The organism is Mycobacterium sp. SMC-21, from assembly GCF_045310825.1.
In the GTDB taxonomy this organism is placed as follows: domain Bacteria; phylum Actinomycetota; class Actinomycetes; order Mycobacteriales; family Mycobacteriaceae; genus Mycobacterium.
In genome coordinates this window covers 49937-63252 of record NZ_JBJIAO010000007.1, presented here as the reverse complement: position 1 = coordinate 63252, position 13316 = coordinate 49937, and the positions used below count along the sequence as shown (strand labels likewise).

13 protein-coding genes are annotated in these 13316 nt (G+C 66.4%); 3 read left to right on the top strand and 10 right to left on the bottom strand.

Going from position 1 to position 13316, the window contains the following annotated elements:
* Positions 1-5: 5 nt before the first annotated feature.
* From ACJH6H_RS09845 to fadD5, 6 genes are all read right to left on the bottom strand, one after another.
* A complete protein-coding gene (locus tag ACJH6H_RS09845; protein ID WP_226520318.1) occupies positions 6-1571 on the bottom strand; it encodes an MCE family protein in 1566 nt (521 codons plus the stop codon).
* Positions 1568-2599, bottom strand: a complete 1032-nt coding sequence (locus tag ACJH6H_RS09840; protein ID WP_133425774.1) for a virulence factor Mce family protein — start codon at positions 2597-2599, stop codon at positions 1568-1570. Before ACJH6H_RS09840 ends, ACJH6H_RS09845 begins: the two co-directional genes overlap by 4 nt.
* Positions 2596-3876 (bottom strand): MCE family protein, encoded by a 1281-nt coding sequence (locus ACJH6H_RS09835; RefSeq protein ID WP_406774766.1) that lies wholly within the window; start codon positions 3874-3876, stop codon positions 2596-2598. The genes ACJH6H_RS09840 and ACJH6H_RS09835 overlap by 4 nt, the downstream gene beginning before the upstream one ends.
* A gap of 4 nt (positions 3877-3880) precedes the next feature.
* Positions 3881-4750, bottom strand: coding sequence for an ABC transporter permease (locus tag ACJH6H_RS09830; RefSeq protein WP_133425772.1), 870 nt, complete (start codon positions 4748-4750; stop codon positions 3881-3883).
* A gap of 4 nt (positions 4751-4754) precedes the next feature.
* Positions 4755-5558: an ABC transporter permease gene (locus ACJH6H_RS09825; RefSeq protein WP_020103356.1), complete on the bottom strand. Its 804-nt coding sequence runs from the start codon at positions 5556-5558 to the stop codon at positions 4755-4757.
* A 262-nt stretch (positions 5559-5820) separates the two neighbouring features.
* On the bottom strand, positions 5821-7443 hold the full coding sequence (fadD5, locus tag ACJH6H_RS09820; RefSeq protein ID WP_406774765.1) for a fatty-acid--CoA ligase FadD5: 1623 nt from the start codon (positions 7441-7443) through the stop codon (positions 5821-5823).
* Between the two features lie 136 nt (positions 7444-7579).
* Here fadD5 and ACJH6H_RS09815 point away from each other — a divergent pair, with 136 nt between their 5' ends.
* Positions 7580-8272, top strand: a complete 693-nt coding sequence (locus ACJH6H_RS09815) for a GntR family transcriptional regulator (RefSeq protein ID WP_212807894.1) — start codon at positions 7580-7582, stop codon at positions 8270-8272.
* Positions 8273-8276: 4 nt separating this feature from the next.
* On the opposite strand, the gene ACJH6H_RS09810 is transcribed toward ACJH6H_RS09815, so the two are convergent.
* Together ACJH6H_RS09810 and ACJH6H_RS09805 are read right to left on the bottom strand one after the other, a co-directional pair.
* The gene (locus ACJH6H_RS09810; RefSeq protein ID WP_212807893.1) at positions 8277-8720 is read right to left on the bottom strand and encodes an SRPBCC family protein; all 444 of its coding nucleotides are present in this window, start codon (positions 8718-8720) and stop codon (positions 8277-8279) included.
* 188 nt (positions 8721-8908) lie between these two features.
* A complete protein-coding gene (locus ACJH6H_RS09805) occupies positions 8909-9307 on the bottom strand; it encodes an acyl-CoA thioesterase (RefSeq protein WP_406774764.1) in 399 nt (132 codons plus the stop codon).
* Positions 9308-9366: 59 nt separating this feature from the next.
* Here ACJH6H_RS09805 and ACJH6H_RS09800 point away from each other — a divergent pair, with 59 nt between their 5' ends.
* Complete coding sequence (locus ACJH6H_RS09800) at positions 9367-10455, top strand: alcohol dehydrogenase catalytic domain-containing protein (protein WP_406774763.1); 1089 nt, start codon at positions 9367-9369, stop codon at positions 10453-10455.
* Between the two features lies 1 nt (position 10456).
* Here ACJH6H_RS09800 and ACJH6H_RS09795 read toward each other — a convergent pair whose 3' ends face one another.
* Both ACJH6H_RS09795 and ACJH6H_RS09790 read right to left on the bottom strand, forming a co-directional pair.
* Complete coding sequence (locus ACJH6H_RS09795) at positions 10457-12253, bottom strand: acyl-CoA dehydrogenase (protein ID WP_406774762.1); 1797 nt, start codon at positions 12251-12253, stop codon at positions 10457-10459.
* A 36-nt stretch (positions 12254-12289) separates the two neighbouring features.
* Complete coding sequence (locus ACJH6H_RS09790) at positions 12290-12982, bottom strand: TetR/AcrR family transcriptional regulator (protein WP_244872714.1); 693 nt, start codon at positions 12980-12982, stop codon at positions 12290-12292.
* 152 nt (positions 12983-13134) lie between these two features.
* Here ACJH6H_RS09790 and ACJH6H_RS09785 point away from each other — a divergent pair, with 152 nt between their 5' ends.
* A complete protein-coding gene (locus tag ACJH6H_RS09785) occupies positions 13135-13248 on the top strand; it encodes a hypothetical protein (RefSeq protein WP_177127396.1) in 114 nt (37 codons plus the stop codon).
* The last annotated feature ends 68 nt before the right edge of the window (positions 13249-13316 follow it).

Sequence of the window (13316 nt, the reverse complement as noted above, 5' to 3'; positions counted from 1 at the left end):
CGGCCCTATCCTTGCGACCCTGGCGGGAGGAACGGCGGGTTACCCGGCAGCGGCGCGGTGCCGGCCGGACCGGCGCTGGGACCTGGTCCCGGCGGCGCCGGCGGCGCGATCAGCGGCCCGGGGATCGGAGCGAATCCGGGCGCGATGTCGCTGTCACCGGGCTGCGGCGTCAGCGGAACCGTCCGGGCACCGACGGGTGCCGGCGGCAGCGGCACCGGCGTACCGGGCACGTTCTCGGCCGGTTGGCCCGGGAACGCGGCCGACGGCACACCCGGGCCGGTGGGAACCCCGGCCGGGTTCGGCGCCGACGGGACGACGTTCGGCGGGGCGTAGTCGGGTCCACCGAACGGACCGACGCTGAGGTGCGAGCACGGCAGCGGATCGGCCGGCGACGGATCGGCACCGGCTCCCGGCGTGTACGAGCACGGCGAACCGGGAGGCACCGCGGGTCCGGGATGCTCCGGCGTGCCTTCGAGCTTCGGCGGAGCCGGCGGCGGCGCACCGTTGGCGAAGCGCGTGCCATTGGGATCCGGCCACTGCGCCTCCGGCAGACCGGCGCTGCGCCAGAAGTCTTCGGGGTTCAGTCCGCGCTTCTTGAACGCGGCGTCCACGAACGGCTGCATCAGCTGCGGCGGCAGGATGTTCTCGATCATGACCTTGAAGTAGGGACCGGAAGCGATGGCCTCCGACAGCGAGGCCACGAACTTACCGGCCGAGACCAGCGTGTCCGACAGATCCTGCTTGCGGGCGACGAGGATGTCGCTGATGGTCCGCAGCTGCTCCAGGACGTGGTTGATGTTCGGGTTCTCGTCGATGGTCGCCTTCAGCTGGTGCGACACCCGGGACACGCGCTCGAGCAGCAGGCTGATGGCTTCGCCGCGCTGGTTCAGGGCGTGCAGCAGCGTCTGGGCGTTGACCAGCAGCGCATTCACCTGGCCACTGCGGTCGCCGAGGATCGTGGCGATCTTGTTGGCGTTACCGAGCAGCGAGCGGACCTGGTCGTCGCGCTTGCCGATGGTCTCGGACAGCTTCTGCACGCCCTCGAGTGCGGCGGTCAGGTGCGGCGACGTCTGATCCACCGTCTCGGACAGGACGTTCAGCGATTCCTTGATCACCTTGGTGTCCCAGCCTTGCGAGGCCCGGGTGACGTCGAAGATCGCGTCGTAGATCTGGTACGGCGTCGAGGTCTGGCTCAGTGGCAAGGTGCCGCGCGGCGGCAGCTTGTGGGTGCCCTTGGCCTCGATCTCGATGGCCTTGCGGCCCAGGATGGTCTCGGTCTTGATCAGCGCCCGGCTGTCCGTGCCGATGGTGTTGGTGCCGATGTCGAAACCGATGATCACCTTGTCGCGGTCGATGTCCATGTCCTTGACCGTGCCGACGTTGACACCGTCGATGCGGACGTAGTCGCCGACCATCAGACCGCCGGTGTCGCTGAACTGGCCGTAGTACGTGGGCGACGCAAACAGCATCGGCACCTTGGTGACTGACGCACCCACTGCCGTGACCAGCACGACGGCCGCCAGACCCATCGCGCCTCTGCGGACCCGGTCGGACCCTTCTATGGACCTCACTTCGGCGTGCACCTTCCGGACGGCTGGTTGGTGAGCTTGACTGTGCGCACGGGTCCACCCGGCTGCAGACCGTTCATCTTCAACTCGATGTCGCAGACGTAGAAGTTGAAGAAGTCGCCGTATACGCCACCGGAACGACCCAGGATCTTCAGCGCCTGGGGCACCTTCTGCAACGTGTCGTTGAGCTGTTCCTTCTGGTCGACAAGCGACTGCTGCGTGGTCTCGAGGTAGCCGAGGGTGCTGTGCAGCAGCTCGCGGTTGTCGCCCAGCAGGTCGGCGAGCGAGCCGGCCGCGTTGCTGATGTTCGCCACCGAGTCCGCGATCGGATCGGAGCGCTGCTTCAGCCCGGTGACCAGGGACTCGAAGTTCTTGATGGTGTCGTCGAACTGCTTCTGGTGCTTGACCGTGGTGTCGAGCACCGTGTTGAGGTTCTTGATCACCTCACCGATGGCCTGGTCCTGCTCGCCGATGGTCGAGGAGAACGACGCCGTCTGATCGAGGATGTTGTTGATGGTGCCGCCCTCGCCCTGGAAGATCGTGACGAGCGACGAGGCGATGGTGTTGACCTTCTGCGGATCCAGCGACCGGAACAGCGGCCGGAAGCCGCCCACCAGGGCATCCAGGTCCAGGGCCGGCTCGGTGCGGTCGACCGGGATGGTGCCACCCGGGGGCAGCACCTGGTTGCTGTCGCCGCGGCGCAGGTCCAGGAACCGGTTGCCGATCAGATCGAGGTAACGGATGTGGGCCGTGGTCCCCTGGTAGAGCGACAGGGACTTGTCGACGGTGAAATGCACCCGCGACCTGCTGCCACCGTCGATCAGTTCGACGTCGGTGACCTTGCCGACCTCGACGCCGTTGGCGCGCACGAACTGGTCGGCCTTCAGACCGCTGCTGTTGGTGAAGATCGCCGAGAACTCGTTGGTCCGGCTGAACCGGAACTGACCGAAGACGATGAAGATGCCTGCCGTGAAGGCCAGCAGGACCGCGGAGAAGATGGCGAGTTTGATCGCCGTGCCCTTGATGCTCATGGGTTGATCGTGTTCTCCCCGTCTTGACGACCCCAGACGTACTCCGATGCGAACGGCGATCCGAGACCGAAGTGGTTGTACGGCGCGATCGATGCGCCGGTGTCCATCACCATGTAGGGCATCGGGAGGATGTCCTTGGTGACCGTCCAGCAGCCCGGGCGTCCCATCGGACCGCCGGAGGCGTTGATCCGTGGGAGGTTGTCCGGGTACACGTACTGGTTGGCCGCACCGACGAGCTCGGTGTGGGTCACCAGCGAGTAGCCGTTGCCACCGAGGCCCTTGGCCGCGGCCGGCGCGCCGGCGGCGAATCCGCGGAACAGGCAGTCGAGCTCAGGGGCGTACTTGTCGAGCACCCGGGAGGTCGGCAGCAGGTCCTCGGCGCCGCGGACCAGGTAGGGGCCACCGCGCTCGAGGATGTCACCACCGGTGTTGCCGAGGCCGACGGCCGACATGAGGGCCTGGTCGATGGTGCCGCGCTGGTCGTTCAGCGTGCGCTCGGTGGTCACCGCGTTCTTCAGGCCGTCCCACAGATCCGGCGAGGCCTTCGAGTACACCTCGGACAGGTCGGCGAGGGCCTTGGTGTCGTGCCGGATGGTCGGCATGCGCTGGTTCAGGTCGGCCAGGATGACGTTGCCGTTGACCAGCGACTGCCCGAACTTGTCACCGAGCCCGTCCAGCGCCTGCGCGGCGGCGGTCAGCGTGGCGTTCAGTTTGATCGGGTCGACCTGCTCGGAGATCGCCGTGATCGTCTCGAACAGGGTGTTGAGCTCGGTGGTGACGCAGGCCGTGGCCGGTGTCGGGGGCGAGCACTTGGAGACGTCGATGGTGTCGCCGCTCTTGAGCCGCGCGTGCTCCGGATCGGTCGGCGAGGTGAACGAGACGTACTTGCTGCCGAAGACCGTGGTGGCCAACAGCTTGGTGTTGACGTTCTTGGGCAGCAGGTCGAGGTACTTCGGGTCGACATCGAGCTGCAGACGGGCCTTCGTGTCGTCTTCCTTGCCGACGACGTTGATCTCCTTCACGCGGCCGATGGGGACCCCGTTGTAGGTGACCTTCGAGCCCGGGTCCATCGACAGCCCGGACCGGGGCGACACCACATACAGCTTGGCCTTGGTGTCGAAGTAACCGCGGAACTGGAACCAGACCACCACCAGGACGAGGGCGGAGACCACCGCAAGGATGACGCCGACGACCTTGTACGGCGGCGTGCGGTCGGTGTTGAGCGGCGCGTGGACCTGCCCCTCGGCGACGGGCGGCTTCGGCTGTGGGTTCGTCATCGCGTCACACCGTCAGGTTGAAGTTCGGGTCGGTGCCGTACAGCGCCAACGAGAAGAGCAGGACGACAACGACATTGGAGATCAGCGACGTGCGCATCGAGCGGCCCACGGCCTCGCCCACGCCGACCGCACCGCCGCTGGCGTAGTAACCGAAGTACGCGTGGTTGAGCAGCACCACCATCGACATGATGATGACCTCGAGGAACGACCACATGACGTCGTCGACCCGCAGGAACGTGTGGAAGTAGTGCTCGTACGTACCGACCGACTGGCCGTAGAAGAGCGTGGTGACCAGCTGCGCCGACAGGAACGACAGCAGGATGGCCAGCGCGTACAGCGGGATGATGACGACCATGCCGGCGATCAGGCGGGTCGACACCAGGAAGGACAGGGACTTGACGCCCATGACCTCGAGGGCGTCGACCTCTTCACTGATGCGCATGGCGCCCAGCTCGGCGGTGGCGCCGGCGCCGACGGTCGCGGCCAGCGCCGTACCGGTGACGACCGGTGCGACGACGCGGATGTTCGCGAGTGCGGCGAAGAAGCCGGTGAACGCCGCGACACCGATGTTGCCCAGTGAGGCGAAACCCTGAATGGCGATCAGTGAGCCCGCCGCCAGGGTGACGAAGCCGATGATGGCGACGGTGCCGCCGATGACGGCCATGGCGCCGGTGCCCATGCCGACCTCGGCGATCAGCCGTAAGACCTCTTTGCGGTAGAAGCGCAGCGCGTGCGGAATGTGCCCGACGGCCGTCACGACGAAGACGCCGACGTGGCCGAGGCTGGCGAGCAGGCGGCCCGGGGCGCCGCCGAATTCCCTGACGCGGGAGAAGAGCCGCGGGAATCGGCCCTGCAGAACTGTCGATGTGCTCATGTCGCTACCCGGCCTGCGTTCCGAACTTGATACCGATGGTGGTGAGCACGACGTTGACCGCGAACAGGGCGATGACGCAGAGCACCAGTGTTTCGTTCACCGCGGTACCCACACCTTTCGAGCCGCCCGCCACGGTGAGCCCGCGGTAGCAGCCGACCAGGCCGGCGATCAGGCCGAAGACGGTGGCCTTGAGCACCGAGATCACGACCTCGGGGAAGCCCGTCAGCAGCGTCAGCGTCGACACGTAGGCGCCGGCGTTGACGTTCTGGATGTACACACCGAAGAAGTAGCCACCGACCAGACCGATGATGATCACCGCGCCGTTGAGCATGAAGGCCACGAACGTGGAGGCAACCACGCGGGGCACGACCAGGCGCTCGATCGGATCGATGCCGAGCACCTCCATGGCGTCGATCTCTTCGCGGACGGTCCGGGCGCCGAGGTCGGCGCAGATGGCCGTCGATCCGGCACCGGCCACCACGAGCACCGTCACCAGCGGTCCCAGCTGGGTGACGGCACCGAGGGCGGCGCCTGCGCCGGACACGTCGGCCGCACCGAATTCACCGAGCAGGATGTTCAGTGTGAAGATGATCAGCACCGTCAGCGGGATCGAGACGGCCAGGGTGGGCAGGAACGCCACCCGGATCAGGAACCAGCACTGAAGGATGAACTCCTTCCACTGGAATGGCCGCGAGACCAGCGCCTTGAAGGTGAGGATGCACATCTTGACGAAGCCACCCACTTTTGTGAATGGCTTGTCGAGCTGGTCCTTGAGATACCCGACCAGGGAGTTGTCCGAGGCTGTCACAGACCAGCCTTCCCTTCCGGAAAGCGGCCGTTCCGCGGCGTCACGCGTGGCACGTCCCCTCCTTAGCCACTAGCACAAACTGAGTGATTTCCGTCTCGCTACTCCCGAGTAGTAAGACGGACCACAGGACTGTACCCGATACACCGCGTACCCCGTGACCCAACTGAGGGATAATTGCGTTCAGTTTCAGCAAACGCGACATGGGCCCATCCACCCTCCACTCAGGTGGTCGAATTTCTCAGCGCGACGTCACTTGCCACGCTTACGACACACTTGTATCACCGAACCGCGCGCGGAGTTCCGTTTTAAGGACCTTGCCAGAAGGATTTCGCGGGAGTGCGTCGACAATTTCCAGCGCTTTCGGGTGCTTGTAGCGCGCCAGCCGTTCGGTCAGGAAATCGTCGAGATCCGCCAGGGTCAGGGCACTTTCGCCATCGGCGTTCGCATTGGGCGTCACAGCAACGACGGCCACCGGGACCTCGCCCCACTTTTCATGCGGGCGCCCGATCACCGCAACTTCGGTAATCGAGGGGTGCGCGGCCAGAATGTTCTCTACTTCTGCGCAGTAAATATTTTCGCCGCCGGAAATAATCATGTCCTTTTTACGATCGACGACCCAGATGTAACCCTCTTCGTCTTGGCGAACCAAGTCGCCGGAATGGAACCAACCGCCGGCGAATGCCTCGGCCGTCGCTTTCGGGTTGTTCCAATATCCCGCCATGAGGGTGGGTGCACGGTAGACGATCTCCCCGACCTCGCCCACCGGCACATCATTCATGTTGTCGTCGACGACGCGGGCGGCCACGGTCGGGATGACCCGGCCGACCGACCCGAGCTTGCGCAGCGCGTCCTGGCTCAGCAGCATGCACGTCACCGGCGACATCTCGGTCTGACCGAACGCAGCAAAGATCTGCGTGCCGGGGAACGTCGACGCCATCTCCCTCAGAAGAGTGTCCGACGCGGGCGCCGCACCCCACGAAAGGACGCGCAAAGCCACCTTGCGCGGCTTCGCCTGCTGGGCCGCGCACACGGCCTGCCACTGCGCCGGGACCAGGAAGATCGACGAGACGCCCTCGGCCTCCAGCACGTCGAGCAGGGCACCCGGATCGAACGCGCCCAGCGGATAGATGACCGTCGGCAGACCCAGCAGCAGGCCGCCGATCATGTTGCCGATGCCGGCGATGTGGAAGAACGGGACGCCGATGAAGCCGACGTCGTTGTTGATGTCCGGCGCAATCGTGAACAGGTTCGTCATGGCCTGGCCCATGATGTTGACGTGCGTCAGCACGGCGCCCTTCGGATATCCCGTGGTGCCCGAGGTGTACATGATCAGCGCCGGGGAGTCCTCGGGGATGTCGACAGGCGCGGGTGGCGCGCCGTCCTCGGCGAGCACGTCCTCGTAGCCGAGGACGTTCCCCTCGGTGGTGCCGCCGGCGACGATGACAGTCTCCAGCGACGGTTCCAGCTCCCGCACCGCGATGGCGACCGGGGCCAGCACCTGCTCGGTGATCACGGCTTTCGGGTCGCAGTCCCGCACCAGGTAGGCGATTTCGGGCGGCGTCATGCGGAAGTTGACCGGGACCGCGATGGCGCCGAGGACGTTGGCGGCCAGGAACGCCTCGACGTATTCGGTGCGGTTCAGCATCAGGATCAGCACTCGGTCACCGAAGCCGACCCCTCGACTGCTCAGTGCGCCCGCGAGCTTGGTGACGCGTGACTGCAGCTCACCCCAGGTGACCGTCTGCCCGACGAAACGCAGCGCGGTCCCCTCCGGCTGCATGAGGGCGTGCCGGGCGAGGTGGGTGGTCCAGTTCTGCCGACGGGCCAGATACGGCTGCTCGAGTGCTGCGGATGACACGGTCTGCTCCTGTGTCTCGATCGGCATCGCGGCGGAAGTGAAGTGATCGCGACAAACGATGCTGATATTTGATCAAATATAGTGTTGCCGCCGTCACAATAGGACGCCCGCACCATCCGGACAACCGCCGGGTGCCCCTACCCCGCCGACAAGAAGGACTGCCGTGAACGTCTCGGCGAAACCGCTACCCGGCCTGCGCCGGCGGGAACAGCTATCTGACGAGGTGGCGGCCCATCTCCGGGCAGCCATCATGTCGGGCACCCTGCGGCCGGGCACCTTCGTCCGGCTCGACGAGACCGCGGCCACGCTCGGCGTCAGCATCACGCCGGTCCGCGAGGCGCTGCGCACGCTGCGCGGTGAGGGCATGGTGGAGCTCGAACCGAACCGCGGCCACGTGGTGTCCGCGTTCACCCGCGACGACATCGCCGACATCTTCTGGCTGCAGGCGACCATCGCGACCGAGATCGCCGCGAACGCGGCCCGGCGGATCACCGAACCGGCGATCGCCGAACTCGACCGGCTCACCGACGAACTCGCCGACGCCGTCGCCGCGGGTGATGTCGAAGCGATCGCGCTGGCGGAGTTCCTGTTCCACAAGGAGTTCAACCGCGCTGCGGGCCGGACCAAGCTGGCCTGGTTCCTGCTCCACGCCGCCCGGTACCTGCCGGTCCGGATCTACGCCACCGACCCGCAGTGGGGTGCGGCGACCGTGGCCAACCACCGCGAATTGGTTGCGGCCTTGCGGGACAGGGATATCGATGAAGTCGTGCGGCAGACCCGCCGCCAGTTCGACGATGCTGCCGAACGGCTGACCGGACGGCTCGACGAACTCGGGCTGTGGCCCTCTTCGGACTAGTCGGCTAGTTCGCGGCGAGCTGCTCGGCGCGCGTCTTGAGGTTGCCGGCCAGGTGGTCCAGCGCGTCGTTGACGACCTTCTTGATCATCATCGACGGGATACCCGGCATGTCGACCTCGACGTCCATGTCGACGGTCAGCAGGGCGCTGGACCCGAGGTCGACCACGGAGAACAGCTGCTCCTGCTTGGAGAACAGGTTGCCCTGCTGCATGACGGTCTGAATCTGGCCGTCGCCCGGGTAGTAGACGGCCTGGATGTACGAGCCGTCCATGCCCTGGATCTTGGTGTCCAGGCGGAGCTGGCTGGGCCGGCCGTCGTCGTAGCGGTGCAGGATCCAGCAGCCCGTGACCTCTTCGTTCCACTGCGGGTAGGCCTCGAAGTCGGCGACGATCCCCAGGATCTGCGCTGCAGGTGCGGCAACCTCGACGGTCTTGCTCACGATCGGCATGGCCCAGAGCATATCGAGGCCGCTGTCCCGCACATCTTGCGCGTGTGTCCGTTGATCGTGAACTGACGGCGGATGTCTCTCGACATTTCTCGCCCTGGATACCGGCTCAACGCATCCGGTGCCCGTCCGGCCGTTGACCCTGAGCCGGCGCACTCCGTTACTCGAGATTGTTCGCCATCAGTGCAGAGTCAGCCGGCGACGGCGGTCTCCAGCAGTTCCCGGATCGGCGCCGGGATCGGCACGGGACGACGGGTGTCGCGGTCGACGTAGACGTGCACCCAGCTGCCGACTGCCGCGGGTGTGCTGTCACCGTCGGCCCACAGCCCGGTGCGGTAGGTGACGCTGCTGTTGCCCAGCCGGGTCACCGCGAGCCCGACGACCAGCTGCGACGGGAACTTCAGTTCCGCGAAGTACCGGCAGCCCGATTCGGCGACGACCCCGAGCCACGGCGCGGCCACCGGGTCGACGTCGCGCGTGGTGTTGATCCACGCGTTGATCGCGGTGTCGAAGAGCTCGTAATAGACCGCGTTGTTGAGGTGCCCGAACATGTCGTTGTCGGTCCACCGGGTCTGCACGGGCCAGTGCACCGGGAATTCCGCGGTGGTCAGTGCCTACTCCATGTCGGCCAGTCTGTCAGGCTGGTGCCATGTTGATTCGCGGTGCCGTACTCGAAGAGATCGGGCGCGCCCGCCCCTACGCCGAATCGAAGCCGCTCACCATCAGCGAGCTGGACCTGGAGGCCCCGGGCGACGGCGAGCTGCTGGTGCGTATCGAAGCGGCCGGGCTGTGTCATTCCGATCTTTCTGTGGTCGACGGCAACCGGGTCCGCCCGGTGCCGATGCTGCTCGGTCACGAAGCGGCCGGAATCGTCGAACAGGTCGGCGGCACTTCGGATTTGGCGGTGGGGCAGCGCGTCGTCATGACGTTCCTGCCACGCTGCGGCCAGTGCCGGTCCTGCGCGACGGACGGCCTGGCACCCTGCATTCCCGGCAGCGCCGCCAACGGCGCGGGCACGTTGCTCGGCGGCGACACGCGGTTATCCCGAAGCGGTACAACGGTTCTCCATCACCTGGGGGTGTCGGCCTTTGCGACGCACGCGGTGGTGGACCGCCGTTCGGTGGTGCCCGTCGACGCCGATGTGCCACCCGTCGTCGCCTCGCTTCTCGGCTGCGCGGTGCTGACCGGCGGCGGCGCGGTGCTCAACGCCGGACAACCGAAGCCCGGCCAGACGGTGGCCATCGTCGGCATGGGCGGCGTCGGCATGGCCGCGATGCTCACGGCGCTGGCGCACGACGACGTGCGGGTGGTCGCCGTGGACCGGCTGCCAGACAAGCTCGAGCAGGCCCGCGCGCTCGGTGCGCACGACGCCGTCACCGATCCGGGAGACCTCAAGGCCGATGTGGTGATCGAGGCGGCCGGCCACCCCGCGGCCCTCGAGACCGCCATCGGCATGACGGCCCCCGGCGGCAAGACCATCACAGTCGGGCTACCGCACCCCGACGCGCGAATCTCGGTGTCGCCCTTGGCATTGGTCGCCGACGGCCGGTCACTGATCGGCAGCTATCTCGGGTCGGCCGTGCCGGCCCGGGACATCCCGCGTTTCGTCGAGCTGTGGCGGTCGGGTCGGCTGCCGGTCGAGAAGCTGGTGTCAGACACCATCTCGCTGGACGACATCAACACCGGCATGGACGCCCTCGCCGACGGCCGCGCGGTGCGGCAGATCGTGCAGTTCTGAGCTAGAACCAGGAGTCCCGCATCTCGAGCGTCGTGCGGTCCAGCGACTCGAGCAGGTCCAATTGCGGTGCGGTCTTGGGCAATTCGAACCGGAAGAAATACCGGGTCGCCTGCCGCTTGCCGTCGTAGAAGTCGCCGTCCTTGCCCGCGGCGGCCACGAACTGTTCGAGCCACAGCCACGCCACCACGATGTGCCCGAGCGCTTCCAGATAGACGTGGCTGTTGGCCATCACCGCGGGAATGTCGCCCGAGCCGAACATGCCGCCAGTGACGGCGACCAGTCGCTGCCAGGACGCGTCCAGGGCGCCCGCGAGTTCGGCACCCTCACCACCCAGTTCGCCCGCCGCGCGCACCGTCTCCGCGATGACCTGTCCCAGCGCCGCCAGGCTCGCCCCGCCCCGCTGAGTCACCTTGCGGCCCAACAGGTCCAGGCTCTGGATACCGTTGGTGCCCTCGTGGATCGGGTTCAGCCGGTTGTCGCGGTAGTGCTGTTCGACGTCGTACTCGCGCGTGTAGCCGTACCCGCCGTGCACCTGGATCGCCAGGTTGTTGGCTTCCAGACACCACTGCGAAGGCCAGCTCTTGGCGATCGGGGTCAGGATGTCGATCAGCAGGCCGGCCGCATCGGCTTCGTCGTCCGACTCCGCGCTGTGCTGCACGTCCACCAACCGCGCACAGTACAGACCGAGGGCCATGCCGCCTTCGGCATAGGCTTTCTGCGCCAACAGCATTCGTCGCACATCGGGATGCTCGACGATCGGCACCTGCGGAGTCGTCGGGTCCTTGACGTCCAGGGGACGGCCCTGCGGCCGCTCCCGGGCGTACTGCACGGACTTCAGGTAGCCGGTGTAGCCGAGCGCCACGGCACCCATGCCGACGGCCATCCGCGCCTCGTTCATCATCTGGAACATGTAGACGATGCCGCGGTGCGGCTCGCCGACCAGATAGCCGACCGCGCCGTTCTCGCCGCCCGGATTGAACTGCGTGTCACCGAAATTCAGCACCGTGTTGGTGACGCCGCGCTGCCCCATCTTGTGGTTCAGGCCCGCGATGGCGACGTCGTTGCGCTCGCCGATCGACCCGTCGGGGTTCACCAGGTACTTGGGCACGATGAACAGCGAGATCCCCTTCGTGCCGGGAGGTCCGCCGGGCAGCTTGGCCAGCACCAGGTTGACGATGTTGTCGGTGATCTCGTGTTCGGCGCCCGAGATCCACATCTTCGACCCGAACAGCCGGTAGGTGCCGTCGTCGCGCGGTTCGGCGCGGGTGGCCACGTCGGCGAGCGACGATCCGGCCTGCGTCTCCGAGAGCGCCATGGTGCCCGAAAAGCGGCCTGCCAGCATGGGTTTGACGTAGGTCTCGATCTGCTCGGGCGTACCGAACTTGGTGAGCAGATTGGCGTTGGCGATGGTCAGCATCAGGTAACCCGACGTCGACACGTTGGCCGCGGCGATCCACGCGAACGCCGCCTGCGCGACGACGGCGGGCAACTGCGCGCCACCCACCGATTCGTCCATCGACATGCCGATCAGATCGGCGCCGACGAACGCATCCCAGGCCTCTTTGACCTCCGGCACCATCGTGACGGTCTGCCCATCGAAGGTCGGCTCGTTGGCGTCGCTCTTCTTGTTGTGCGGCGCGAAATAGCGTTCGGCCAGTTGCTCGCTGAGGTCCAGTACCCCGTCGAAGGTCTCGCGCGAGTGATCGGCGAACCGCTTGCGGCTGGTGAGTTCGTCGACCTTCAGCCACTCGTACAGCAGGAAGTCGAGGTCCCGGCGGGACAGCAGAAGAGATTTCATCGGACCTCGGTCACCTCTCGATCGCGCTGGTCTGTGTCAGGCGCCGCCGCCGAGAGGGTCCTCGGTGCGGATCGTTTCGTCGCGGATCAGGCCGCGCAGCAGTGCCGTGCTGAATTCGACGGCGATCTCGGAGGCCGTGCGCCGGCCGTGCGGCCGCAGCCACCGGTAGGCGCCCAGTGTCATCCCGATGTAGCCCAGCGCGAGGACATGTGAGTCGCAGTCGTTGAACTCGCCGCTGGCGATGCCGCGATCGATGACGTCGCGGACGTGCTCATAGACGGTCGTCTCCGCCTTGCGGATGTAGGCGACCTGCTCCTCGGTGAACCATTCGGTGATGTACGGCCCCTCCTGGAAGTACACCGCCGCGGATTCGAGGTCGGTGGCGATGCCGGTCAGCAGCCGCCGGGTGAAGTTGAAGATGGTCTCGCGCGCTGAAGCGGTCGGGTCGTCGTGCAGGGCATCGACGGTGAAGTCGGCGGTCGACTTGTAGATGTCCCAGAGGATCAGCGACTTGCTGGCGTAGTAGTGGTACACGGTCGCCTTGTTGAGGCCGACCGCGTCTGCGACGTCATCCATGCGGGTCCCGTGATAGCCGCGGGCCGCGAACAACTTCGCGGCCACCGCCAGCAACTCCTCACGGCGCGACGAGCCGTTCGACCCGTTCGACGCAGCCGAAGCCCCCGCGGGCGATCCCGTGGCAGAACCCTTTGTCGACGACTCTGTGGACATGTCAGCTCACTCTATGCAGCCGGGCGTGCGGCCCGGGACCCAATCAACTGGTTGGCCAGTCTATGCCGTGGGATCTCGGCGGCCGATCTGCCACTCGCATCCGGGCCTCAGCAGCTAAGCTCGCGAGTAACAAGCTTGTCGGTTGGAGGTACCTGATGGATCCGAGCCCGGACTACGACGCGAGCGACGAGGTCGAGTACTTCTTCAACTGGGTCCCGTGGGGCCTGCGCGGCGTATACCCGCCCCCGGCGTACCCCCCGGTGTAACCAACCACCCGAGCATCTCACCTCACCGACCGGTGTGTTGGCGCCTTGCGTCCCACCGGTCGGAATTG